We start from the raw sequence: 25965 nt of genomic DNA on the forward strand, positions 1-25965 counted from the left end.
GTGTTAAACGCTACAACCGATAAGCGAATTTTCCTCTCTCCGCCCCATATGAGCGGAAATGAAGAAAAGTACGTCAAAGAAGCCTTTTTGACAAATTGGATTGCCCCTTTAGGGCCAAATCTCAATGTTTTCGAAAAAGATTTAGCAAAATATGCAGGAGTCAAAGAAGCGGTCGCAGTCAGTTCCGGTACGGCGGCGATTCATTTGGCTCTTTCTTTATTGGGCGTGAAAAAAGAAGATACCGTTTTTTGTTCAAGTCTCACCTTTGTGGCTACCGCCAATCCCATTCTTTATCTGAATGCTGAACCGATTTTCATAGATTCCGAACCGGAAACATGGAATATGTCTCCTAAAGCGCTAGAAAGAGCATTTAGCGAAGCTGCTGATGCAGGCAAGCTTCCTAAAGCCGTCATCATTGTCAATCTATATGGTCAACCGGCTAAAATGGATGAACTATTATCCATCTGTAATCGATATCAAGTACCCATCATCGAAGACGCAGCCGAGTCCCTCGGTTCCACATATCATGGAAAAGCAAGCGGGACATTCGGGACATTCGGAATCTACTCGTTCAACGGAAATAAAATCATCACGACCTCCGGAGGCGGAGCGTTGATTTCCAATGATACCGCTGCATTGCAGCGCGCCCGGTTTTTAGCTACGCAAGCAAAGGATTCGGCTCCTCATTATCAGCACAGCGAGGTTGGCTACAATTACCGCATGAGTAATATCCTTGCGGGAATCGGGAGGGGCCAACTAGAGGTATTGGGAGAAAGAGTAAAGGCCAGGAGATCGGTTTATGATTTATATGCCCAAGAATTGGCCCAACTACCAGGAATAACATTCATGCCTGAACTAGAAGACACCCTGTCAAACCGGTGGTTGACGGCAGTCACCATAAACGAAGCGGAACTTGGCATATCAAAGGCCCGTTTGCTTGATTCACTAGAAAACGAAAACATTGAAGCAAGGCATGTCTGGAAACCGCTCCACCTTCAGCCTCTTTTTGAAGGCTATCGATACTATTCCCATGAGAGCGAAACTCACATTGCCGAACAATTATTCCATACAGGAATATGCTTACCATCGGGGTCCAATATGACTCGGGAAGATCAAATGAGAGTCATACAATCAATTAAAAAAGCAACAAGTGCAGGAATGGATAACACCCATCCATCGATACGGAATCACATTGGAAATGGATAAAAAAGAATGAAGAGGTAATCAAATGATTGGAAAAAACATTGCAGAGTTGCGTAAGAAAAGAGGATATACATTATCTGAGCTAGCTGAACAGGCAAATATATCTAAATCTTATCTAAGTAACATAGAACGTAATCTCAATCAGAACCCCTCCCTACAGGTCATGGAAAAAATCGCTCACGTACTGAATGTCGATTTCGTCTCACTCCTAAAAAAGGAAAACACCATGGCTGCCCCCTATTACTTAGAAACAGAGTGGATCGAATTTGTTCAAGAACTCAAAAGCAGCGGCCTTGAGAAAGAACAGATTCCCCAATATAAGCCATTGATTGAGTTTATTAGGTGGCAGAATGAGAGTCAAAAATAATTTTCTTAATGCTTATATCAATCATAATCTATTTAAAGTGAGGAATTTTCATGGATAATATACTCTTGTTAGATACTTCAGTAGGATCGCTCAATAAAGGCGATGACATAATAATGAAATGTATAAGACATCAGTTATTAGGAATTACAAATAATAGGTTCACTTTAACACTTCCGACACATGTTTCACCTTTTCATTGGTACCAGGTGGCTAGACGATCGAATAGAGTGCAAATATACAGTGATGCCAAATATAAATTCGTTGGTGGGTCAAATTTGTTAACGATGAATATGCTAACGCATTTTCCACAGTGGAATATAAATTTATTTAATTATCATCCTTTAAAAGGCAGTGTCCTAGTAGGAGTTGGAGCAGGTAAAGGGGATAAAGTAAATACTTATACAAGAATATTATATTCTAAAGTTTTATCACATAAATATGTTCATAGTGTGAGGGACGAAAGAACTAAAGCCATTCTTGAAGATTTAGGATTTAAAGCAATAAATACAGGTTGTGCAACTTTATGGCTACTTACACCAGAGTTTTGCAAGGAAATTCCTACATTTAAATCGGATGATGTAGTTTTTACTCTTACTCACCATTCAAAAGACATTGAGAAAGACCAATTTTTAATAAACGTATTAAATGAAAATTACAAAAATGTTTATTTTTGGGTTCAGGATGCAAAAGATTTGAAATACTTTAGAGGTTTCGAGAATATCGAAAACATAAATATTGTGCCTCCGTCAGTCGAGGAATTTGAAAAAGTATTGAGTGGTAAAATTGACTATATAGGGACGCGTTTGCATGGCGGAATCTTTGCGATGAGAAATAAAAAGAGATCTATAATTATATCCATTGATGAAAGGGCCCAGGGAATGGCTGAATCATATAATATCAACACCATTCATAGAAACGATTTTAATCAACTTGAGCATATGATTAACTCTGAAATAATTACTAACGTTAATGTTGATTACGAGAAGGTAAATACCTGGTTGAAGCAATTCGAAAATTGAAAAAGGAAGAGTGGAATTTATGAAAAGCATTATACTTGACGATATTAGGGTTAATAATAATCGTGTTGATTTCTTTTTTACTCCATCAAAAAATTTACAAAAATATTTTAAAGAAAATAACAATTTATTTATAGAATACAACTATGATATAACGGACATCCCTAAGAGTATACTTGCAATTCCTTTTTTAGCAAATATCATTCCGCTTACCTGGATTTCTGATACCACTATAAAAGTAAAAGAATTAGATAAATCATTTTATGAATGTCTAACTGGGTTGAAAGAATCATATCAGGATATGTTTCCTAATATGGATTTTAAAGGGGAGATAGAAGTAGAAATAGTAGTGGAGAACACCTATGAACCAATTCATGAAGTTGCCTCTTTATTTAGTGGAGGCTTAGATGCAATTACGACATTCATTAGAGTTAAGGATAAAAACCCATTATTGATCACTGAGTTTGGCTGGCACGAAAGGGAGATTAAAAATAGTGAGGTGTGGGAGGCCGATAAAGAAAACGCGGTTGAATTTGCCAAAAAATATGGTCTGGAAAACATACTTATTCAGTCAAACTATGGTAATTTTGTTAATGCAGGAAGAATTGACTCCGATTTCGCTAAAAGGTTAGGGGACTCTTGGTGGCATGGCCTGCATCATGGCTTAGCCATTATATCTGCGGCAATACCTCTAGCTTTCAAACTAAAGGTAGGATGTATTTATATCGCAAGTTCATACACTCGGGGCTCAGAACTCCCTTGTGCATCTAACCCTGTAAGTGACAATAGAATTAGGTATGCTTCCGGGAAGGTATTTCATGATGGGTTTGAACTGACTAGGCAAGCTAAAACTAAAGTAGTGGTTGACTATTTTTCTGAAAACCAAGAGTCAGTTAATATCAGAGTCTGTTTCAAAAACGAAGATAATTGCTGCAACTGTGAAAAATGTTTAAGAACTATATTAGGAATCATAGCAGAGGGAAAGGATCCAAAAAATTTCGGATTTAATATTCCAGAAGATCTTTCTTCTCATCTCCAAAGTTATTTACTGGATAATATTAAGTATTTCACAAAAACAAATATAATGTATTGGGATTTTATCCAACAACGTATCACTGAAAATCGTCAAAATATAAGTGGTGATTTTAAGCTTGAGTGGTTCTTTACTTACGATTTCGTCTCAGAACGTAAATATTCACTTATCAAATATAGAGTTACACAATTCTTTCCTATCATAAAAAGAAGAATCGGAAACAAAATAACGAGAATATTTGAAAGTAATTACTGAGATACTGGACGATGAGGATACAAAATTCGCTTAAGAATATATTTTTTGGACTAACGGGACAATTTATCAGTGTTTTTATGGGGTTTGCTGTAAGAACAGCACTTATTTATACACTAGGAATAGAATATACCGGAATAGATGGACTATTTTCAAGCATCTTAATTATGCTATCCCTAGCCAATTTAGGATTTGATACGGCTATCATTTATAGTTTGTATAAACCGCTCGCAAACAAAGATATACAGAAAATAAAAGCCTTGATGAACTTATATCAAAAGGCATATAGAATGATTGGGTTGATCGTCTTTTTGTTAGGGATGATGCTTCTTCCGTTTATACCGAATTTATTGCATGATGGTAAAGCAGTGGATCATTTAAATATAATATATTTATTATTTCTAGTTAATTCTGTATCATCCTATTATTTCGTTTATAAACAGGCTATTATCATTGCTGATCAAAAAAGTTATATCATTTCAAAGATTCACAATTATTTTATTATCACCTCCAATATAATACAAATTTTAATTTTATTAATTACCAAAAATTATATCTTACTATTATCTTTTCAAGTAGTTATAAGGATTATTGAAAACGTGTATGTAGTTAAAAAAGTTCATACCCTATATCCTTACATGAAAGAAAAAAATGATGTTCATTTAAATAGAGAAGAAAAAAAGGAATTTTATAAAAATTTATATGCGCTATTTTTATATAAGGTAAGCGGGGTGGTTATTAACGGAACTGATAATATTATCATTTCGAAGTATGTCGGGATAATCCAAGTTGGGATTTACTCGAATTATTTATTGATCATTTCTACTCTTAGCACTTTTATTAGCCATATATTTTACTCTTTGAATTCAAGTGTTGGAAATTTAGTAGTCACAGAAGACGTGGAAAAAAAGTATTTTTTATTTCGCGTAATTCATTTTGCTAACTTTTGGATATACGGACTATGCACTTTATTGATTTGGAATTTAATAAACCCCTTTATAATAATTTGGTTAGGTGAACAGTACATCTTTAATAAGTTCATTTTACTCTCTATTTTATTGAATTTTTTAACTGCTGGCATGCAAAATGCCTCAACTACATACAGACAAACTACAGGACTATTCAACAAAGGAAAATATAGACCTATTATTGCTGCGGTTATCAATATTGTTGTTTCGGTAATCCTTGTGCAATTTATTGGAATATCTGGTGTATTTATAGGGACGGTTATCAGTAGACTATGCACGTATTTTTGGTACGATCCGTTTATCATATTTAAATATGTTTTTAAAAGGCCTGTTATAGGATATTTCATGAGATATGTTACTTATCTTATGTTAATTATCATTTCAATATTAATAACAGAAACCATATATTCAGGTTTACATTCTAATATAAACATTATTTATGGCACAATTATTAGTCTTTTTATACCTAACTTATTATTTTATATGGTTTTTAGAAAATCTGAGGAATTTATTTATATCTCTAATATAGTATGGAGTTTACTGAAAAAAAGAAAAAATAAAATTGTTGAAGAAAAGATTGTTTAGTAATTGCTGAGGGTTGTGTACTGTTCTTTAATAATAACCGTATTTGGGAGTCAGCGAAAGGCGTGACCATAAAGACATAATGGGGATTTCAGTACTAATGATGACTTTTGCCGACTTATCTAACTAATGCACAAGTCAAATTCGTACTCTGTTCAACAAACGGACGTTTATCCAGCGTATCTAAAAAGCCCAATTTCTCAGAATTCAATAGAGAAATTGGGCTTTTTAATATTATGAATTTTTCTGACGATGCTCATATTTTATCCCGAGGGTATATGCTCAAGTTATTGTCATTAATTTGATATCACGCCAAAAGTCTTAAACTCCGCTAAACCACCTACATACTCCCAGGTTATTCCACCGTCCATTGCTTTTCCTATTGTATGGGAAGGTGCTGCAGCCCCTGATGTTCCTGCTAAAGTAGCTTTATAGACTTTATTATTAGATTGAATAAAAGTATTGATGCTGTATGCTTTATTTGCAGCCCATGGATTGGTATTGGCATAACCGGCTTTAACACATATCCAACCTAGAAATCCGCCAGCAATCACATTGGTGTTCTCTACTTTTTGTCCTAATGCAAAAAATCCAGATGAAGGTATGGCTGTTCCAGTGGAGACGTACACTGGATTATAGCTTTCCAAGCTTCCATATATCGGAGTGGGGAACCCATTAAATCCTTCATAAATGGTATTCTTTATTGTTGCGGAGTTTGTATAAATGTTGGGGTTGGTACTTAAAAATAACTTGAGCTTCGAAATATCTAAGGCCCGTATCCTAGAATTTTCTATCAAAACCTTTTTATAATGATTGATATCAAAGTTACTGTCTTGGTTGAAATACTTGATTAAAGTAATAATAGTAGCTGAACTGTGCATTAATTCCGAGTTAGTAATTTCCAATTTATAATTTCTGGGGATGATATTCTCCGGATAACCAGTGATTTTAATATTGTCGCTAATGCCCATTAAAAAAGCGCCCGTATAGCTTGAAGTGTAAGTGATATTACAATTATTGAAGGTTGCTTTTCCAGTTACCCCACCAATCGATGTATTATTGACATATTTGCCGCCCAATTCAAGGCTACTATCTTGGAAAAGGCAATGATCAAATAACATGCTATGTGAAAGAGCTGAATCTGCAACCTGACCGGTAACCAAACAGTCATAAAAAGCAGAATTCAGGAATTCGATGTCGTTAGCCAAATTATTTGAATTGAAGGAAACGGACTTGAACACATTATTGCTTATATCGTTAGTGGAATCTTTCGGCTTCATTACAGAAACCCTGTAATGTGATCCATAATTAAAATCTTCAAACGTATTTCCCGTACATCTTTTTATATTATCAATCGTTACATTCGAGTATCCAGTATAAGTGGATCCTGTGTAGCTTTTTATGTTATTGCCAATAAACTCAACGTTACCTGATGAAGACAATGAGTCTATATTAATAACATTATTAATGAGCCTGACCCTAGTTTTACCTCCTGTTGCTATTACTGACATAGCTGACGAGTTAATTGTATTGTTAGTAAAAAGAACAGTTCTTTCTTGTGTGGCTACCGAATTGGTTATTTGTAGCCCGCTGCTCTCATAAAAAACATTGCCATCTATAACTATATTAGCGTTATTGTAAACAATAACACCACCAATTTCACTTAGAATGTTACCTACAATTCTGCCGTGATAAACTCCCATCAGCACCCCATTAAAACCCGAGAATATATGGTTATTCTCGATTATTACATTGTTACTGTAGCTGTCTTCGAAGTTTATCGCGTACCTAGTTGAATTAGGGAAGATAGGGATGTTCAATCCTGAATCCATACCATTGTGATAAATCTTATTGTAGGCAATATAGGTAAAGTCAGCTCCGCCACTAATGCCGCCCCGATGGTTATTGTGTATGGTACTTTTGTAAATGTTAACATGATGTGCCTGAGGCTTTGTTATTGAATACGAGATTTCAATGCTGGGAAGACCAATCTTTTCATTGATAAATTGTAATCTTACATAAGAAGTGTCCAAAGGTACTGTCACAACCTGCAGGTATACGGCTTTCTTTCTTGCTATTATGGCATCTTTCGAATTATAAAAGAGGTATTCAAATGTTTTGTTGGCAATAAGAGGTATTCTTGTATAACCGCCGCTTGTCCTCATTTGCAGTTGTTTGTGCTCTCCTTTTATGACTGGAAATTTATTTGTAACATAAGCCCCGATGAGGGTTTGTACAATTTTACCCGTTGCATCAACATATCCTGGAAAGGCTTTAGTATCAGAAGGATTCAGATTCCATTTGCCTGTTTTGGTTGGATATGAACCTATCGTTATTCCGTCTCCCATAAACATGGAGACATCAATATTTTCTATTGATATGAATTGGGCACCAGAGTCTATTTTTATACCATAGGTTTGCTCCATTCCTTTTTCAGAATTAAATCCATTACCTCCGTCAGAAAAGCTCCTATAGGGGATATCACCCACGATAGTTCCGTTTATCACTTTAGCATTTGAAACATTATCTATACGGATTAACTCTCCACTTAATTTCCATGCCGGGGTAGTTAATGGGGAATTATCATAAGGGTTTTTATTAATGGAGTCATACATCACTTCAAAAGTAGATCCATTTAAATCAAGAGTTTGGTTACTATATAATTTAATTGGTGTGTTAACCATGGCGTAAATTTCAGCAGCTCCATTAAGGTTGGTATAACAGAAGCTGTATGTCCCGTTTGGAACAACTGCTCTATTCATTCCATTATCACTTGCGTATGTTAGCGCTTGATTAAATCCCAATATGTTATTATATGCCTTTTTCCATTGTTCCACTGTATAAGGAGGTTTGCCAAAAGATCCTTGGACAATTCCCCATCTTTTTAGCTCAATTACGTATATCCCATAGTTGTTGCTGTTCGCCATATCCATATCTGGGGTCAAACTTTCGTTTGTAAAGTTAATTGAAGTTGGTGTTGAAGCATTATCCTCAGCAACGATGAAATTTTCAATAATTAACCGTTCGTCCGAACTCTTTGTGGAGTTTGTCACAGATAGGATTTTAATTAATTCTGGTGCAGTCAGTAGATTTGTTGTACTAGGACCGCCTATTTTTTTAACTAATTCATTTAAGTCTGTCTCTTCTGAAATAAAAATTCCATCTTTATCAATCTTAATGTTTTCATTAATTAGGGAAGTATCTGGAGCCAACCTTTGTATGTTTACAATATTAATCACTTTATTTTCCGTACTGGAAAAACCAATGAATAATTCTTTCGTGTCAACGCAATAACCAAATTCACCTATATTCAACTGAGATAAATCTTTCTTCAAGCCTTTCCGAGCCAGGATTTTTTGTGACATCGAATTTTTTTCCTCCATATTGAATATTATCAACTCTCAATACATCTTTTCGTGTTATTTTAATTCCGAATATTTAGATAATTATTGTTCTTATATATAATATGCAAAAAAGGACATGTTGTAAGGGCTGAACAGCTGTTTCATAATTGATCGCATATGCATATTTAATCGAAAGAAAGGAAAGGTGATGGGGCAAGCTGGCATTATAGGCGGAAGGTGAACACAAAAAAACGCGCAAAGATTTTATAATTAAATCTTTACACGCTTTTTTGTTATCCACATTACAAGTTATCGATCAAGGTACAAATACCCTTACCCAGCAGCCGTCTACATATTGAAATTCCCAATGTCCTGTCGATGAAGATATGGCTGTTTCAAAGGTGACGTTTTGGTGGTGCAATACTTTAGGTGCTTCGTATGTCTTTTTTACGTTCGTTTGCTTTTCCAAAAGAATTCCTCCTGTCTATTTGGAACATGAGCATGTTCCTTTGTCAAAATCATATAGGTTGATTTTTTCTTTATTGCCGGCTTTGTCTGTACTGTAGTATTCCAGTGTGTGCGTTTTGTCGGCAGAGACATCAAAAGGTTTGGTATAGATTTGCCAAGTGCCTCCGTTTATTCGGTATAATGTTTCCTTTACTCCAGTTTTATCATCTGATGAGATGTAGGTCACCTTCAAGGCTATGATATAGGTGTTCTTGTCGTTAAAGATGGGAGTCATTTTATTTTTCGTAACCGGAGGAATGGTATCCGGGTCGACGACTGTAATGGTAGCCGTGTCTGAAAATCTGCCATCCTCGGTTGTGACGGTAATGATTGCTTGACCTATACCGACAGCGTGCACAATCCCGTTTGCGACGGCAGCCACTTTAGGATCTGATGTAGTCCAGGTAAGTTGCTGGTTGGTTGCATTGGACGGCTGAAGCTTTGCTGTTAACGTTTGATCCGCATCTCCTAGGTTTAAGCTCAGTGCCTTTGGAACCAGCGTAACGCCTGTCACTGGCGACGTGACTTTGACCGTCGTCATACTTGTGAAGCCGCCGTCTTCGGTTGAAACGGTAACGATGGCCGTTCCGGATCCTACAGGATGGATGACACCATTATCAACGGTCGCAACACTTGTATCCGAACTTGACCATGTGACTTTTTTATTGGTCGCATTAAAGGGTGAAACCGTCTCCTTTAAGGCATGATCTTCTCCTCCAACCATAAGCTCAAGTGTATCTGGAGTTACTGATACTCCAGTAACCGGCACGGTCACATTAATCATTGCTGAAGCTGTCAAGCGGCCATCTTCCGTCGTAACCGTGATGATCGCTTGACCAGGACCGATAGGGTGGACGGTTCCATTTTCTATCGTTGCTACACTCGAGTCGGAAGTGGTCCAAGTAACGTTCTTATTGGTTGCATTAACAGGTGAAACCGTTTCCGTTAAGGTATGATCTTTACCGCCGACCATCAAGTCCAGGGAGGCTGGATCTAGTGAGATTGCAGTAACCGGCACGGTCACATTAATATTAGCGGAAGCTGTGAACCTGCCATCCTCAGTTGTAACCGTAATGGCGGCACGGCCTGGACCGACTGGGCGGACGACTCCATCCTCTATGATCGCGACACTCCGATCTGAACTTGTCCAAATGAGGTGCTTGTTTGTCGCATTCGCTGGTGAAATCTCGGCGTTTAAAGTTTTGCTCTCTCCGCCAACTGTTAGATTCAAGGAATCCGGGCTAACCTTTATACCCGTCACTGGTGCAGTCACGGTGATTTTGGCCGAATCCTCAATTTTACCATCCTCAGTGGAAACTGTGATGGCAGCCAAACCTGGGGCTACAGGATGAACGATTCCATTTTTAACCGTTGCCACATTAGAGTCGGAAGTGGACCATATCAGATTTTTGTTAGTCGCATTGGCTGGATTGACGGCAGCCATTAAAGTTTCATCTTCACCGCCAACAGTCATTTCTACACTTTTCGGGCTAAGTGCCAGGCTCTTAACAGGCACTAGTTTATTGGGACATACTGTCACTAATGACCAATCGAAGCGCCCATTACCCGTGAATACCTTGATTATGGTAATGCCTGGGCTTATGGCACGGACGGCACCGTCAGAAACCGTAGCTACTTTTGGGTTAAAAGAAAACCAATCAAGCTTTTGATCAGTCGCATTCACTGGCAATACTTTAGCTGTTAATTGCGCTTCTTCGTTAACAGTTAGATTTACTAGTTTTGGATTTAAAGCAACACTTTTAACGGTTATCGGATCACAAACTATGACCTTAGTTCTTGCTTTGAAATTACCATCTTTCGTCACTACGGTAACGGTTGTCGTGCCCGAAGCTTTCGGATGGACAACACCGCTGTTGGAAACAGAGGCTACCTGAGGATCGGATGACGACCAAGTAATCTGTTTGTTGGTCGCGTTAACAGGTTTGATCGTTTCAACAAGTTGGACATCTTTATCATGAACATTCATGTTTAAAGTCTCCGATGCTAAGGAAATCTCTGTCACATAAACTGTTTTACTGCTTTTTCCACCTCCATTTGTTGCAAATGCCTGCGAGTTTCCTATTAAACATAAAAAAAGGATTGCAAGCGTAAATACGGCCAGCGTTTTGTAGTTCCTTGCAAATGACATGCGAATTTCCCCCTGTACTATATGTTTTTCTCTATGCGTACTAGTCTAAAAACCACCCCTTCCAAACTTGAAACCTTCATTTATAAAGAATAAGCCTAGAAAATAACAGGATGATGGTAACGGGATGTTTTCCTCGCTCATTCGTTATATCAATCGTATTGACTAGAACTAAATACCTGATATTTTTTAGAATACCATCGTTCTTCATAAAGAACAATAAAAGTTTATAAAAATGAGGAATTTACATAAACACACAAGAGGCTTAGTATAGTGCGTTCTTTATAATCGTTTATTTTTTTAGTCCAGCATACGAAATGTTCTTTAAAAAGAATTGTCGATGACTTATAATAACGGATATAGGAGTATTAGCCTAATAAACAAAGATGCTCATTATAAAGGATGAAGGGGAACTGCTATGAAAATATTACACACTAAAATAGGGGAACATATCATTCATTTTGAAAATGCCCCAAGGTATTTATTTAAGATGTTCCGTGAATTGGAAGATGAAAACCATCAACCTGATCTTACCGTAACAATCCAGTTGGACTTTGGCATACCTTTTGTAAACGATGATGTGAAAGAAGATAGGCAGGCGGATAGAATTTATTATCGGAGGTCGGATTACTTGATGGAAGTGGATGCCGCATTTCAATATGCAGAGATTTCAGCTTATGATGAATTGGCTCTTAAACATGCACTATTCAATTTATATAGTTCTTTCATTGTATATCATGGATGGGGACTGTTGCTTCACTCTTCATGCGTTATAGAAAACGGCAAGGCCCATATGTTTGCAGGTCATTCTGGTGCCGGAAAATCCACTGCTGCAAAATTATCGTTACCGCGTGACCTTCTTGCCGATGAAGCAACCATTGTAAAAATCTCATCCGAAAAGATAGAAGTATTCAATTCTCCATTCCGCAGTGAAATTCCTTCAGATGGCGAAAACGCTATTTTCCCATTGGAAAGCATACAAGTCCTGCATCAGTCACTTCAAAATCAAAGGGTACGTCTAACAAAATCGGATTCATTAATAACCATGATTGATAAAGTGTTTTATTGGTCAAGTCATCCTGCAGATAAAAAAATGATACTAGGCTTATTATTGGAAATGGCTAGCCAGGTGCCCGTGTATGACCTCTTTTTTCTGAATAACGATACTTTTTGGGAGTTGATTTCATAATGGTCCAATATATTCATAGTAAACATGTAGAAGCTACCCAGCTTGGGGAAGAATGGATAATATTACATACTGAAAATTTTACCGTGACAAAGTTGAATGAAATAGGTGGATTTTGCTGGGGGCTTCTAGATCAGGCACAAACTGTTGACTCCTTGGTTCAATCATTAAGTGATCGATATGCAGTGATGGAGGAAATATCTAAACGTGACATCGAAAGCTATTTATTGGATTTACTGCAGTTTGGATTAATTAAACATGCTGTATGACAAGGAAATTGTTGAATTATTTCTGATGACCATCAAAAAAGAAGGTTCCATTCATTTACCTGCTCAAGGAAGTAGTATGTATCCATTCATAAAAAACGGAGAGATTTGCAGCTTTAATGAATGTGATCCAATACATTTGAAAAAAGGGGACATCGTATTGTTTTATACTTCATCGAATCGATTGATCGCGCACCGATATTATAAAGAATTGAAAGATGGCCAGCGGCGGCAATATCTTTTCAAAGGAGATACAAACATATGCTTTGATGAGGCAATCTATCGGGAACAAATGGTGGGGAAATTGGTTTACGTCCAGAAACGTAAATACAAACTGCTTGTTTCAGGTTTTCTGGCAAGAACGTGGGCAGGGTTGATTCTTGCTATCCCCTTTCTCACGGGGATCCTGAGAAAATGCCTTAACATTCAACAAAGACTGAAAGGGAGTCGATCCCAATGATGCCAGCGTTACTGTACGTATTATTTGCACCACAAGTAAACTTGCCTAATGATTTGAATTATTATCGGCAGCTTCTTAATGATATTGAAAGATCAAATATTCATGCCCAAGCATTATTTCTATTGAAGAAGAAGGGGAGGTTTAACGATACTCCAGCATTTTTCCAGCAAGGAATAAATGAAAAATGTCAAAGCATCCTTTTTCAAAATATATTGATAAAAAATCAAACAGATCAAATCTTGTCTGCATTTGAACAAAATGGATTGTCTGTCATTCCTCTAAAAGGAACTTTCTTTTCTGATAAGCTTTTCGGACATTTCGGGGCTCGGCCAACATCTGATATAGATTTACTCATAAAGGAGCGCGACATGGAGCGAGCAGCTGAAATCGTTCAACATATAGGTTATACACAGAAGGAGAAACAAATAGCTTTTCATTTTCATACATCTTTCAGTAAGGAGCTTTCTGGATCCGCATTCCCTCTGACCGTCGAACTTCATTGGGATATATTGAAGAGAAATACTGCAAACTTGGAAATCGCTGAGTTTTGGCAGGAGGCTTATCCAATCAATGACTCATTGTATGTTAAGCAACTCTCCGATTTCCACCTTTTTTATATGATTTGTCTCCATGGATGGCGGCATAACATGGATTCATTAAAGTATTCCATCGATATCATTCAACTCATCCTGAATGTAAATATTGATTATAATCGACTGATAGAGGATGCAAAACGGCACAAAACAAAAAAAAGAATCATCAGGACTTTATCGATTGTATATGAACAGCTGCCCATTCTACAAACAGTAAAAGAGTTTTCAGATCAAATACCCACCATGTACAACGATAGAAATTCCCCGATTAAAAAGTATGTGGACTTCCTTGATTATTCATTTCTTAGCTTTGATTCACCAAAACATAGTATCATCGAATTTTGTCATATTTTATCTTCCAAGAAATAAATCGGGTAGTATCCATCTCTTTCACTTTTTTTCAAATTATGAAATTCCTGCTTTTTTTCATTAGAAATAAAGAAATTCCATTCAAAATATTGTATAGTAATAATAAAGCTTCGAACAAACATTCGTTTCTTGGAGGCAACACAACTTCTTAGTGGAACAGGAGAGAGACATTGAACGGTACAGCACACATGGCACTTGGGGCAACAGTTGGATACTTAACGGCCAATTCACTACAAACGGATCCGACCACCACGTTATTTTTGGTAGGAATCGGGGGCGTTTCCGGCCTCATGCCCGACATGGATATTGATGGGAAGTTAAGCAATAGGATTACGTTTTCACACAAGTTCATTAGGACATTGGCTCAAACAATTGGAATTTTAATGATCATTTATAGCGCATTGGAAGGCTTTGAGACCGAAAAATGGATCGGTGCTGGGGCAGGGATCGGAATAATCATTATTTCCTCATTCATAACACAAAGGCATATGCTCACCCTGAGCGGATTAGGGGTTTTGGGCATTGGGATGTCTTTACAGGAAAATTGGTTATGGTTGCTGGGTCTCTATATGATTCTAGCATCCTTTACGCCTCATAGAAGTTATACCCATTCGATTGCCGGCATTGTTTTCTTCGGTATCATTGCCTTTCAGTTCGAGGCAGCGATTGGGGTTGACGGGATTTTCACTACATGTTTATTCGGATATATCAGTCATTTAATAGCCGATATGAAATTCCTACCTTTCAATAAACGGGGCGTAAAGTTATTTTTGCCATTCTACTCTAAGGAGTTTTGACAGTGGTTGAATCAACCACTGTTTTTTTTGCTTCAATGGCTTAATGGTAGAAGAGAATCAGTATGAACGTAGGTAAAATCCGACTTTTTTATCGCTTATTTTTGGTCATTCTACCTATTTCTACTAAATGTAACACAATTGTAAAGATCCTGTGATGCGAATGATATGCATTTTCTAGTATATTAGGTTTAGCAAATCACATCAGGGGGTAAATTAATTTGTTCAAGAAAATTGTCGTCGGATTGTCATTAGCTATCATGCTTGGGTCAGCAACCTTTACAGGGAGCCAAGCCGAAGCTGCTTCATATCATACAAAAGCAATTAAAGTGGCCAAAAGTGAATTGGGCACAAAATATAAAATGGGCGGCATTTCATCATCAGGTTTTGATTGTTCCGGTCTAGTGAAATATTCCTACCAAAAGGCTGGCAAGAATCTACCGAGGACGGCTGCTGACATATATAAAAAAGGCAAGTCAGTTAAAACGCTGCAAAAAGGGGACTTAATGTTCTTCGCACCAAATAAAGCGAAAAAGCCTACACACGTAGCTATATACATAGGTGACAATCAATTCATACACTCCGCATCCTCTAAGGGAGTGTCATATGCCCAAACCAATAATCCATATTGGAAGCCGAAATACATCGGGGCAAAACGCTTATAATTCGAAGCAAATACGAAAAGCATGAGACTTGATGAAGTCTCTTTTTTTTGTTCACATTCTCCAATCTGTTGGTTGGTTTATTATCTTGAAACATGCCCCACTAGGTAATGCTCGTAAAAAAAAATTCCGACGATGCTGGAACCGATCGAAAGAGAGCTTCATCCTAATCGCGTACGGAATGAATGGGCTTAAGTTAAAGCTGATTTTTCCATTCCCATCATTTGTTGATGATGTACTTCAAACCTTTTGTAAAATTACAAAGACAGGCCCGATCTTAAAGCGTAGATTCTTCATGGTTCATTTACTCTTCTTAAAACAAAGAAGTATGACTTGCCAGGAAAAAAATTCTTGATGTCCATGACACCAATCAATGTATCTTCGTCAACTTTCCTAAACAGATCAATGATGCTTTTTTGATCATAAACCATTGCCGCGCTTACTTTTCCCCTATATTGGATCTGTCTCAGCCTTGCCCAGCTTTTTTTTGTTTTTATCAAGGGGCGAAAAATTCTCAAGGCGATTGTAATGAATGTGTCAGGGAGTTTTCCATAGTTTATGCTAAGCGGCATTAGACCAGGATTCCCAGCGAACAATTCTCCATTTCCCTTTTGGAATACAAGTGGCTGGACATGCTCTTCATTAATGAATCTCTTGCCATACCAATTCGATGCAGGTAACAAGCCTTCCATTGGATGCCCAGTTCTAAGTTCTTCTCCTTTCCATAGTCCTCTCATCTCTTCGAAGCCGACCGTCCCCAGCCGGTCAAAGAATTCAAAAGCTTCAGTTTGTGAACTTCCTCTTCGCAGTAGCTCGTTTAGAATGTCCTTATCATGCAATAAGTTTCCCTCCTGATTATCTTCGCTTTTCAAAGAAGTGTGATTTCCTGTTCTGATGCTCATTCCCGCAGCACTTTCAGTAATGGATAGCTTTCACCTAAACTTGACTAATTAAAACCTCAAACTGACGGCCTCTCCAATTAAGGAACTGCTTCACTCGGTACAGTTAGCATTCGCCTGTGGGTTATAAGTCGCACTGCACTGGGTAATAAATAAAAATGGCTTCGATACTCCTACGAAAAGAGGCCGAATCATTTGACTCTCGATCGATCATTTAATATGCTTAGCAAACCATTTCGGGATCTCCAACATTATCCCCATTATGGAATGAGGAAGATTTCTGATGTGGTTATACATATTCGAAGACAAAATGATTGAAAGTCAAAGAAGGTCAATGTATAATAAACTCATAAGGTCAAAGAAGGTCAAAGTTTCCTAATCACGATATTTTAAGGAGGAGTACTACATGTTTTGTGAAAAATGCCATGTAAACCAAGCTAATATTCAAGTCCATCTAAATATGAATGGTCAGGAGCATGATGTGAAACTGTGCTCCACTTGTTATAAAGAAGAACGAAATAAGCTGGGAGCAGCAATGGGGGGAATCGATACTGGGAAAGCCCAGTTCAATGGATTCCAGCATCCATTCAATCCATTTAATCATAACGAAGCACCTCAACCAGAGCCTGTTAGCCAAAGTGAAGGAGGAGGGTTGCTTGAGGAATATGGAAGCAACTTGACCGATGCCGCAAAAGCAGGGCTGATTGATCCGGTAATCGGCAGGAATGAAGAAATAAAACGAGTGATAGAAGTTCTGAATAGGCGAAATAAAAATAATCCAGTTCTAATAGGTGAACCGGGGGTAGGTAAAACAGCCATTGCGGAAGGTCTGGCCCTTGCCATTGCCGAAGGCTCTGTACCTGCTAAATTGCGCAATAAGCTGGTCTATATGCTTGATGTTGCTTCCCTTGTCAGCAATACCGGAATCCGGGGCCAATTCGAAGAACGGATGAAGCAACTGATAAGTGAATTACAGACAAGAAAAAACATCATTTTATTCATTGATGAGATTCACCAAATTGTCGGGGCCGGTTCAGCTGAAGGATCAATGGATGCCGGGAATATCTTAAAACCTGCACTCGCCAGGGGTGAACTTCAACTTGTCGGCGCGACTACTTTGTCTGAATATCGAAAAATCGAAAAAGACGGTGCACTTGAACGACGTTTTCAACCGGTTCAGGTTGATGAGCCGACAACGGATGAAGCGCTAGTGATTTTAAAAGGATTAAAAGAAAGCTATGAAGCATATCATGGGGTTACCTATAGTGAGGAATCACTGAAAGCGGCAGTGGAGCTGTCGAATCGATACATTCAAGATCGTTTTCTGCCAGATAAGGCAATTGACTTGATGGATGAAGCCGGCTCCAAGTTGAACCTGACGATTGAAGATGGACAGGAAGAGGATTTGAAAGAGCGTCTTGCCCAAATCTATAAAGAAAAAGAACATGCCCTAAAAGAAGAAGCGTATGAAAAAGCGGCAACACTGCGCGATGAAGAAGAAAAGCTTGAAACGTTATTGCAGTCAGGAAGCAACTCTGTAAAACCAATCGTTACCATTGAAAACATCCAGAGCATCATCGAACAAAAAACCGGTATACCGGTAGGCAAGTTACAGGAAGACGAGCAAGAGAAAATGCTGCACCTTCAAGCTAACCTCATGAATAAAGTCATCGGACAGGAAGAAGCAGTCAGGAAGGTTGCAAAAGCCGTCCGTAGAAGCCGCGCAGGGCTGAAATCGAAAAATCGTCCTACAGGTTCATTCCTTTTCGTTGGACCAACGGGAGTCGGTAAAACGGAATTGGCAAAAACCCTTGCTGACGAATTGTTTGGGGACAAGGAATCGATGATTCGCCTTGATATGAGTGAGTTCATGGAAAAACATAGTATTTCCAAGTTAATTGGCTCACCTCCTGGATATGTTGGTCATGAAGAAGCGGGACAATTAACTGAAAAGGTTCGCCGTAAACCATACAGCATCATCTTATTGGATGAGATTGAAAAGGCGCATCCAGATGTTATGCACATGTTCCTGCAAATTTTGGAAGACGGCCGGTTAACGGACAGCCAAGGCCGCACTGTTACTTTCAAAGACACGGTCATCATCATGACAAGCAACGCCGGTGTAGGCGAAAAACAAAAAGTCATGGGGTTCGGCACAAGTACTGCAGTGGACGAAGCTTCCATCCTCCAGTCATTGGGCAATTTCTTCAAACCGGAATTCTTGAATAGATTCGATAGCATCATCGAATTTTCCGCATTGAAGAAGGAAGACCTTCTCCAAATCGTCGATATCATGCTGAAAGAACTTGGCGAGACATTGGCTGCACAAGAAATATCCATAACCGTAACGGATGAAGCCAAACAAAAACTGATTGAATTGGGATATCATCCGACATTCGGTGCCAGACCGCTTCGCAGGGTCCTACAGGAAGAGCTTGAGGACGGAATCACTGATTTCATTTTTGAGCAGCCTGATGTTAAGAAGTTCACTGCAATCGTAGAAAACGACCGTGTGAACATAATTAAAACACGATAAAGAGTACTAGAAATGCCTCCTAGACCGTAATACTGTTATGGAGGCATTTTTTTTAGCATTATTTTATGATTGGATAGAAAACATTGATATGATAAAGTTACAAATCCAAATTCAGAATATTCTCTTTGATTGCCAGTTTACTGTATCAAGTCATGGGAACCCAAACTGTTAAGCAAATTATCCAATTTTGGGCCATAAGTATAGACAATACATGGATTCCTGTTCTGAAAAGGGAATTTCAATGGGGGAATGACTTATTAAAGATTCACTTTATTTTGAAGAAGAAAATATCGATAATCGAAAAGAGACGGATGAAGATACAGAAAATCCATCAATTTCACTTCCTGTTGCGAATATTCATCCACTGAATCCAGAAGAAGTGGACCGCCTCTATTTCTTTGAAGGCAAAGACCTGGGGAATACCTACCATAAAGATAAAACGTGTTTCAGATTATGGGCACCAGCAGCATCTGAAGCAAAACTGGTCACGTATGAACAATGGGATGATTCAGCGGGACTTGAAATCGAGATGGCTCGTTCTGAAAAGGGGACATGGATTGCAGAATTATGCGGCGATCACGATGGCTTGATTTATACATATAAAGTCAAGATTGGAGAGGTATGGGATGAAGCCGTCGATCCTTATGTACGCGCAGTCACGGTCAATGGTGATAAAGGGGTCGTGGTGGACTTGGCTGACACAAATCCAAAAAAATGGACACGTGACAAACCTCCGCTTGATAAACCGGAGGACATCATCATCTATGAATTACATACAAGAGATTTATCGATCCATCCGGAGAGCGGAATCACACAGAAGGGTAAATTCCTGGGGGTGATTGAAGAGGGGACGAAAGGTCCTAAGGGAGTGAAAACAGGGCTGGACCATATAAAGGATCTAGGGGTGACCCATGTGCAATTTATTCCGATCTTCGATTTTGCCACCGTCAATGAAACGAAATTAAAGGAACCACAATACAATTGGGGCTATGATCCGAAAAATTATAACGCACCAGAAGGATCTTATTCGACTGACCCTTACCAATCAAAAGTGAGGATCAGGGAGTTGAAGGAAATGATCCAGGCCCTTCATGACCATGGTTTGCGTGTCATCATGGATGTGGTCTATAATCACGTTTATTCAGTGGCCGATTCGAACTTCAATAAGCTGGTACCCACCTATTTTTTCCGCTATAACGACGACGGTACTTTATCGAATGGCACCGGGGTAGGCAATGATACCGCATCCGAACGTAAAATGATGCGTAAATTCATCGTTGAATCCGTCGCCTATTGGGCAAAGGAATTTAACCTTGATGGCTTCCGTTTCGATTTAATGGGGATTCATGATGTGGCAACGATGAATGAGGTGAAAAAAACGCTTACAGAGATCGATTCGACGATCATTGTGCTGGGCGAAGGATGGGATATGAATACTCCATTGCCCAAAGAAAAGAAGGCGAATCAAAAAAATGCTTATAAAATGCCTGGAATCGCTCATTTTAATGATGCAATCAGGGACGGATTAAAAGGTTTTGTAATGGATAAGCATGATAAGGGATTCATCAATGGGAAACCAGGGATGGAAGATATCATAAGAAAAAGCATAGCTGCCGGTTTGCACTACGATGACCAAATTGCAACCTATCAAACACCAGACCAAGTCATCAATTATGTGGAAGCACATGATAACTTCACCCTATGGGATAAGCTTGCCATCACTAATCCAGAGGCTTCCGAAACAGAACGTAAACAGATGCATAAATTGGCTTCCGCCATCGTCCTGCTGTCCCAGGGAATACCGATGATACATGCTGGACAGGAATTCATGCGCTCGAAGGATGGCGATGAAAATAGCTATCAATCCTCTGACTGGATAAACCGCTTGGATTGGAAAAGAAGGGAAGATTTTAACACCGAAGTCGAATATATGAAGGGCTTGATTTCGATCAGGAAAAATCACAGTGCCTTCAGATTGAGCACACCCGAAGAAATCGAGCAGTGTTTACAGTTCATCGAGGCCCCGCCAAACGTGGTTGCATTCACTTTAGTAACGGAAGATTCAAGATTGGCTGTCATCCACAACGCAAATTGGCAATCGACAAACCTTGCACTTCCGCAGCACGGGGATTGGTCCGTTTTAGCGAATGGGCAGCTTGCTGGCCTGGAAGAAATAGAAAGAATTAAAGGGAATCAAATAACCGTTTCCCCCTTATCTTCATATGTATTAAAAAAATTGCCATGAAACTAGTGGGATGGACCCTTTCAATAAATTTGTAGAAATGAACCAAGTGTAATAAAATGGGAATATCAATCTGGAGCAAGGAGTGTCAAAATGAATGTTAAAATGATGACCATGACCTTTGGAGTTTGTTCTACATTATTGCTTTCAGCTTGTGCGAGTGAAGAAAAAAGCGTTGTCGAAAAAAAAGAAACCAGCCATGAAGGACATTCTGAACATGAAGCATCAGCCGATGTCCAAGAAGAAACCGCAAGTAAGGAAATCGCACCAAATTTCTTATCAGGAAAACCGGAAGACATGAAAACCATCTATTTAGCGGTTGCCCAAAATAAAGATTTACTAGAAAAAATCCCCTGCTACTGCGGTTGCGGGGAATCAGCGAACCATAAAAATAACTATGATTGCTTTATCCATGAGAATAAACAAAATGGTGAAGTGGTTTGGGACGACCACGGGACGAAGTGCGGCGTTTGCTTGGAAATAGCAGCACAATCAATTTTGGACTGGAATGACGGCATGAACATTAAAAAAATCAGGAACAAAGTGGACGAAAAATACAAAAGTGGATATGCAAAACCGACTCCCACCCCACAGGTGTAATGGCGTCTCAAGCCTGAGCATTGGTCTTTTTTCCGGTTACATTCGGGAAAAGGCCATTATTTATTTCCCTTGAAGAATGGTTTCTTGGCCACAGGCAATATAACCTGAGCGTGATAGGGGAATACTTCCAATATACAAAAAATGTAAGGGAGATATTCAATTGACATTAATACGCCTTGGTTATGTAGCGATGAGTAATCATGTCCCAAACTGTTCACCATCCCAGACGATGACTTTTGCTCAGTTTTCAAAAATTAAGGATAGAGATGCTGCCATAAGGAAGCTCGAACGCATTTCCAATTCCAATCTTCATAATTGTTGGCGGTTACTGATTCATAACGAAGCGAACCGGATTCAGTTTTTTAGACTTTCATCTAAATTGATTCCATTGGCCAATCATCCGGAAATCCCAGAATGGGATTATATCGAACCCATCACTGACGAGCTTGCTAAAATAAGAACCTTTTTATCCAAACATCCAAAGATGAGGATAGATTTTCATCCAGATCATTTTGTGATTTTGAATAGTTCCAATATTAATATTCTTAAGACATCATTAAAAACCTTAAAAATACATCATACTTTGTTGTGCCATATGGGGGTCGATCCCGAGCATCGCTGTGTCTTGCATGTGGGCGGTGGTTACGGGGAGCACGAACAGGCTTTAGAACAATTCATTCATAATTGGGGCTTGATCCCTGAACCTATTCAAAGAATGGTCATCCTGGAAAACGATGATACTACTTATACATTGTCGGAAACTCTTTACTTATGTGAAAAACTGGGGATTCCCATGGTTTTTGATTATCACCATTATCTTGCTCATCACTTACCTGGTGAAAACTGGACCGAACATTGGGACCGAATCATTAATAGCTGGAGAAATTCGAAACTGCCTCCCAAGATGCATATTTCAAGTCCAAGATCGGATAAGGAATTTAGGGCACACGCTGAATATGTGGATCCGACACAGTTCATGGAATTTTTGCGAAGGATAAAAGGAACGGTTCCACAGCTTGATTGCATGATCGAAGCCAAGCAAAAGGATGAAGCACTTTTTCAATTGATGGAACAGATGAAAGGATACAAAGATATCGAAATCATTGACGAGGCCAGCTTTTATATCCATTAATTTGGCGAAATATAAATAGTTGATAAAGAGGGGACTAGTAAATCTCTTTATCAATGCATTTAGTTTACATAACGTTATTATTGTAAATTAATAAACAATCATTAAAACAAAGAAACGCAGAATAACAGGAAATTTTAAAAAAGAAACGCTATCTCCTATGCGAAGGAAAGTTCCACTAATTAGAAAAGAGGAGGGGCAAGGATATATTCACTACCTGATTCCCTTTTCCCTTCTATGGTTTCGTTGCTACTATAGGGTAAAGGTGCCATAGCTTATTACATGAATGGCACTATCCGCATAAACTGAACAGTACAATCCTAATGAAAATTTTCTGAGATTTTTATTCACATTTTTATTCACATCATAACAACCGTAAATTTACACCTATTTCCCCTCTTTCTGTTATATATGTGATATTTTTTGCGCCTTCAAGGCTGAAATGGGAGGGAATTGCGGTTCTCGCCGAAGTCTGTTCAGAATGAAGGAGGGTAAAATGGCATAAAAGTGGTTGATTAAATCGTATGTTATAGGTATAATTACCTCCAGGAAGCGCTTTCAAAAAATACTATTTTGGGTGATCGTATGTACCTTACTGATTCTAATGAAATCAAGAAGAAGCTGACCATTATATACAACGAGGTGTGTAAAGGTTTGTTTGGTGCAGGTACAACTTTGTTAAAAATAGAAATTGATGATAAATTCATTACTTTCCGTACGAAACATAGACGGACACCACAATCACTTGCTTTAGAATGTGAGGTTCCAGCACTGAAACGAGAAGTAGACGTTCAGATGTCACAGATATTCAAAAAACGAATCAGGGAATATTTGGAGCAGGAATTTGATCTAAAGATTGCAGTAATACTGCGCGATTACGATTATGTTACCCAATGGTCCATTACAGAAGTCATTCTGGCTTAGAATCAATGAGCGAATATACATATTTTGTCACTACTCTTTTGATCAATTCTTAAGAGATGAGACGCATACAGTAAAGATGAGTAGCCATTTACTTTGTTTACGAAGTAAGGGGCGCTTGTTAGAAAGGTTTGACTTTCTATACAAGCGCTCCTTATTTTTTTTATATTCCACTGCTTTATTAAGAAATTTCAAAGAAAAAGGAGGAGTTTTTTTGAAACCAGTTTATCTTCTTGGGTTTATTCCATTTATCGGAATACTTGTAGGTAGCGTCTTTGCGAGCAAAGTGAATGCGATCGTATTAGGAATGCCATTCTTACTGTTTTGGCATACGCTTTGGCTGGTTATCTCATCAGGAATCTTGCTGATTATCTACAAATTCGATCCTATCAACAAGGAGGAAAATGAATGAATAGTGCACTGCTGATTATTACCCTCTTCTTGCTGCTTGCTCTAATAGTTGCGATACGTGCGAAAAAAGGGAAAAAAATGAGTTTAGAGCAATGGACAGTTGGCGGACGTGGCTTTGGTACCCTTTTCGTTTTTTTATTGATGGCTGGGGAAAACTACACCACCTTCACTTTTTTGGGAGCTAGTGGTTATACCTATGGCAAGGGAGCACCTGCCTTTTATATTTTAGGGTACGGCTGTCTCGCATTCATTATGTCTTACTGGATGTTACCGGCCGTTTGGAAGTACGCCAAAAAGCACGAGTTGCTTTCCTTTTCCGATTTCTTTGCAAGCAAGTACAACAGCCCTGCACTGGGTATTGTAGTTTCCTTCGTTGCGGTCTTGGGCTTGAACTCTTTGTTGATGATTCAGTTAAAAGGATTGGGGATCATCGTTTCTGAAACTTCCTATGGCTTGATTTCACCTAGCATGGCTATGTGGATAGGTGTCCTTGCCATGATTGTATATGTAAGCATTTCCGGCATTCACGGTTCTGCCAGTATTGCAGCGATAAAAGACGTAATTATTTTAGGGATAGCCCTCTTTTTAGGGATCTATCTGCCAATCCACTTTTACGGAGGTTTTGAATCCATGTTCCAGGCGATTGATGCAGCAAAGCCAGGATTTCTAACTCTCCCTGCAAAAGAACAAAGTATTTCCTGGTATTTGTCTACAATCCTGGTGGTTGGCCTTGGTTATTGGATGTATCCTCACTCTTTCCAAGCAACGTATTCTGCAAAGAGTGCGAAATCATTACGTAAAAATGCGATTATCATGCCGTTGTATCAAATTTTGATTGTATTAATCTTCTTTGTGGGTTTTGCGGCAATCCTGCAAGTTCCTGACTTGGAAGGAACAGATGCCGATCTTGCTTTGCTTCGTGTCGTGAAAGAAACGTTCAACCCTTGGTTTGTTGGAATCGTCGGTGGGACAGGCTTACTGACAGCTTTAGTACCCGGTTCCATGATCTTGTTGAACGCCTCTACGTTAGTAGCTAAAAACGTATATCAAGTCGTATCTCCAAAAGCTACCGAGAAACATGTGACAACCGTCGCCAAAAGCTTGGTTCCTGTCTTTGCCCTGCTGTCCCTTTACTTCGTCTTCCAAGGCGGTAATTTTATCGTCGAGCTAAGTATTTTCGCTTCCTCTATTTTGACCCAGTTGTTCCCTGCATTCATTTTTAGCTTAATGAAAAAACCATTTGTAACAAAACAGGGGGCATTAGCCGGTATTATCGCCGGTGCTATTTTCCTAGCTTATTTCACCATCACCAAGACTAAGCTAGTGATTCTTTTCCCAGATTGGCCCTCGCTCATCACAGATATCAACATTGGATTCATCGCCATGATATTGAATGCATTCGTTCTAGTTTTGGTTAGTGTGATTACACGCAGAGAAGCGGAAATTCAAGTACAACGGGTGACTAGTTATAAAGACTAG

At 38.6% G+C, this 25965-nt stretch carries 21 protein-coding genes and 1 pseudogene; 18 read left to right on the plus strand and 4 right to left on the minus strand.

Translation table 11 applies throughout. The features are described from left to right. Genes CVN76_RS02935 through CVN76_RS02955 form a run of 5 tightly spaced genes read left to right on the plus strand, consistent with a single transcriptional unit; the run spans position 1 to position 5424 of the window. Positions 1-1206 (plus strand): DegT/DnrJ/EryC1/StrS family aminotransferase, encoded by a 1206-nt coding sequence (locus CVN76_RS02935; protein ID WP_442857540.1) that lies wholly within the window; start codon positions 1-3, stop codon positions 1204-1206. 22 nt (positions 1207-1228) lie between these two features. Then, the gene (locus CVN76_RS02940; RefSeq protein ID WP_100530207.1) at positions 1229-1570 is read left to right on the plus strand and encodes a helix-turn-helix domain-containing protein; all 342 of its coding nucleotides are present in this window, start codon (positions 1229-1231) and stop codon (positions 1568-1570) included. A gap of 50 nt (positions 1571-1620) precedes the next feature. Next, positions 1621-2589 (plus strand): polysaccharide pyruvyl transferase family protein, encoded by a 969-nt coding sequence (locus CVN76_RS02945; RefSeq protein ID WP_100530208.1) that lies wholly within the window; start codon positions 1621-1623, stop codon positions 2587-2589. Positions 2590-2608: 19 nt separating this feature from the next. After that, positions 2609-3874, plus strand: a complete 1266-nt coding sequence (locus tag CVN76_RS02950; protein WP_100530209.1) for a peptidase — start codon at positions 2609-2611, stop codon at positions 3872-3874. An 11-nt stretch (positions 3875-3885) separates the two neighbouring features. Then, positions 3886-5424, plus strand: coding sequence for a lipopolysaccharide biosynthesis protein (locus CVN76_RS02955; protein ID WP_100530210.1), 1539 nt, complete (start codon positions 3886-3888; stop codon positions 5422-5424). A gap of 293 nt (positions 5425-5717) precedes the next feature. Here the strand turns inward: CVN76_RS02955 and CVN76_RS02960 are convergent, their stop codons facing one another. The 3 genes from CVN76_RS02960 to CVN76_RS02965 form a co-directional block, all read right to left on the minus strand. Next, positions 5718-8786, minus strand: coding sequence for a right-handed parallel beta-helix repeat-containing protein (locus tag CVN76_RS02960; RefSeq protein ID WP_100530211.1), 3069 nt, complete (start codon positions 8784-8786; stop codon positions 5718-5720). A 295-nt stretch (positions 8787-9081) separates the two neighbouring features. After that, positions 9082-9234: a hypothetical protein gene (locus CVN76_RS30825; protein ID WP_157805495.1), complete on the minus strand. Its 153-nt coding sequence runs from the start codon at positions 9232-9234 to the stop codon at positions 9082-9084. A gap of 15 nt (positions 9235-9249) precedes the next feature. Then, positions 9250-11421 carry an Ig-like domain-containing protein gene (locus CVN76_RS02965; protein ID WP_100530212.1) on the minus strand — a complete coding sequence of 724 codons (2172 nt, stop codon included), beginning with the start codon at positions 11419-11421 and terminating at the stop codon, positions 9250-9252. Positions 11422-11836: 415 nt separating this feature from the next. Between CVN76_RS02965 and CVN76_RS02970 the strand changes: the two genes are divergently transcribed. The 6 genes from CVN76_RS02970 (at position 11837) to CVN76_RS02995 (ending at position 15751) form a co-directional block, all read left to right on the plus strand. Then, positions 11837-12607: a hypothetical protein gene (locus CVN76_RS02970; RefSeq protein ID WP_100530213.1), complete on the plus strand. Its 771-nt coding sequence runs from the start codon at positions 11837-11839 to the stop codon at positions 12605-12607. Beyond that, a complete protein-coding gene (locus tag CVN76_RS02975) occupies positions 12607-12873 on the plus strand; it encodes a PqqD family protein (RefSeq protein WP_100530214.1) in 267 nt (88 codons plus the stop codon). Before CVN76_RS02970 ends, CVN76_RS02975 begins: the two co-directional genes overlap by 1 nt. Then, a complete protein-coding gene (locus tag CVN76_RS02980; RefSeq protein ID WP_100530215.1) occupies positions 12863-13330 on the plus strand; it encodes a signal peptidase I in 468 nt (155 codons plus the stop codon). Before CVN76_RS02975 ends, CVN76_RS02980 begins: the two co-directional genes overlap by 11 nt. After that, positions 13327-14292 (plus strand): nucleotidyltransferase family protein, encoded by a 966-nt coding sequence (locus CVN76_RS02985; protein WP_100530216.1) that lies wholly within the window; start codon positions 13327-13329, stop codon positions 14290-14292. Before CVN76_RS02980 ends, CVN76_RS02985 begins: the two co-directional genes overlap by 4 nt. A gap of 170 nt (positions 14293-14462) precedes the next feature. Beyond that, complete coding sequence (locus CVN76_RS02990) at positions 14463-15089, plus strand: metal-dependent hydrolase (protein WP_100530217.1); 627 nt, start codon at positions 14463-14465, stop codon at positions 15087-15089. A 218-nt stretch (positions 15090-15307) separates the two neighbouring features. Further along, complete coding sequence (locus CVN76_RS02995; RefSeq protein ID WP_332850592.1) at positions 15308-15751, plus strand: C40 family peptidase; 444 nt, start codon at positions 15308-15310, stop codon at positions 15749-15751. 290 nt (positions 15752-16041) lie between these two features. Here the strand turns inward: CVN76_RS02995 and CVN76_RS03000 are convergent, their stop codons facing one another. Then, positions 16042-16587 (minus strand): DUF4334 domain-containing protein, encoded by a 546-nt coding sequence (locus tag CVN76_RS03000; protein WP_232732083.1) that lies wholly within the window; start codon positions 16585-16587, stop codon positions 16042-16044. Positions 16588-17053: 466 nt separating this feature from the next. Here CVN76_RS03000 and CVN76_RS03005 point away from each other — a divergent pair, with 466 nt between their 5' ends. The 7 genes and pseudogenes from CVN76_RS03005 to CVN76_RS03040 all read left to right on the plus strand — a co-directional run bounded on the left by CVN76_RS03005 (position 17054) and on the right by CVN76_RS03040 (position 25965). Then, positions 17054-19183: an ATP-dependent Clp protease ATP-binding subunit gene (locus tag CVN76_RS03005; protein ID WP_100530219.1), complete on the plus strand. Its 2130-nt coding sequence runs from the start codon at positions 17054-17056 to the stop codon at positions 19181-19183. 260 nt (positions 19184-19443) lie between these two features. After that, positions 19444-21428: pseudogene (gene pulA, locus CVN76_RS03015) on the plus strand (type I pullulanase); the annotation flags it as partial. A 90-nt stretch (positions 21429-21518) separates the two neighbouring features. Further along, positions 21519-22025 (plus strand): PCYCGC domain-containing protein, encoded by a 507-nt coding sequence (locus CVN76_RS03020; protein WP_232732084.1) that lies wholly within the window; start codon positions 21519-21521, stop codon positions 22023-22025. 160 nt (positions 22026-22185) lie between these two features. Continuing rightward, the gene (gene uvsE, locus CVN76_RS03025) at positions 22186-23157 is read left to right on the plus strand and encodes a UV DNA damage repair endonuclease UvsE (RefSeq protein ID WP_100530222.1); all 972 of its coding nucleotides are present in this window, start codon (positions 22186-22188) and stop codon (positions 23155-23157) included. Between the two features lie 582 nt (positions 23158-23739). Then, positions 23740-24078 (plus strand): DUF2294 domain-containing protein, encoded by a 339-nt coding sequence (locus CVN76_RS03030; RefSeq protein ID WP_100530223.1) that lies wholly within the window; start codon positions 23740-23742, stop codon positions 24076-24078. Positions 24079-24289: 211 nt separating this feature from the next. After that, on the plus strand, positions 24290-24487 hold the full coding sequence (locus tag CVN76_RS03035) for a DUF3311 domain-containing protein (protein WP_100530224.1): 198 nt from the start codon (positions 24290-24292) through the stop codon (positions 24485-24487). Then, on the plus strand, positions 24484-25965 hold the full coding sequence (locus CVN76_RS03040) for a sodium:solute symporter family protein (protein ID WP_100530225.1): 1482 nt from the start codon (positions 24484-24486) through the stop codon (positions 25963-25965). Before CVN76_RS03035 ends, CVN76_RS03040 begins: the two co-directional genes overlap by 4 nt.

The organism is Bacillus sp. mrc49, from assembly GCF_002803435.1.

Coding starts and splice junctions, on each gene's coding strand:
- CVN76_RS03005 (WP_100530219.1), top strand. CDS start 17,054: ATGTTTTGTGAAAAATGCCATGTAAACCAAGCTAATATTCAAGTCCAT.
- CVN76_RS02970 (WP_100530213.1), top strand. CDS start 11,837: ATGAAAATATTACACACTAAAATAGGGGAACATATCATTCATTTTGAA.
- CVN76_RS02965 (WP_100530212.1), bottom strand. CDS start 11,421: ATGTCATTTGCAAGGAACTACAAAACGCTGGCCGTATTTACGCTTGCA.
- CVN76_RS02975 (WP_100530214.1), top strand. CDS start 12,607: ATGGTCCAATATATTCATAGTAAACATGTAGAAGCTACCCAGCTTGGG.
- CVN76_RS02980 (WP_100530215.1), top strand. CDS start 12,863: ATGCTGTATGACAAGGAAATTGTTGAATTATTTCTGATGACCATCAAA.
- CVN76_RS02955 (WP_100530210.1), top strand. CDS start 3,886: ATGAGGATACAAAATTCGCTTAAGAATATATTTTTTGGACTAACGGGA.
- CVN76_RS03040 (WP_100530225.1), top strand. CDS start 24,484: ATGAATAGTGCACTGCTGATTATTACCCTCTTCTTGCTGCTTGCTCTA.
- CVN76_RS03020 (WP_232732084.1), top strand. CDS start 21,519: ATGAATGTTAAAATGATGACCATGACCTTTGGAGTTTGTTCTACATTA.
- CVN76_RS02945 (WP_100530208.1), top strand. CDS start 1,621: ATGGATAATATACTCTTGTTAGATACTTCAGTAGGATCGCTCAATAAA.
- CVN76_RS02985 (WP_100530216.1), top strand. CDS start 13,327: ATGATGCCAGCGTTACTGTACGTATTATTTGCACCACAAGTAAACTTG.
- CVN76_RS02940 (WP_100530207.1), top strand. CDS start 1,229: ATGATTGGAAAAAACATTGCAGAGTTGCGTAAGAAAAGAGGATATACA.
- CVN76_RS02960 (WP_100530211.1), bottom strand. CDS start 8,786: ATGTCACAAAAAATCCTGGCTCGGAAAGGCTTGAAGAAAGATTTATCT.
- CVN76_RS03030 (WP_100530223.1), top strand. CDS start 23,740: ATGTACCTTACTGATTCTAATGAAATCAAGAAGAAGCTGACCATTATA.
- CVN76_RS02950 (WP_100530209.1), top strand. CDS start 2,609: ATGAAAAGCATTATACTTGACGATATTAGGGTTAATAATAATCGTGTT.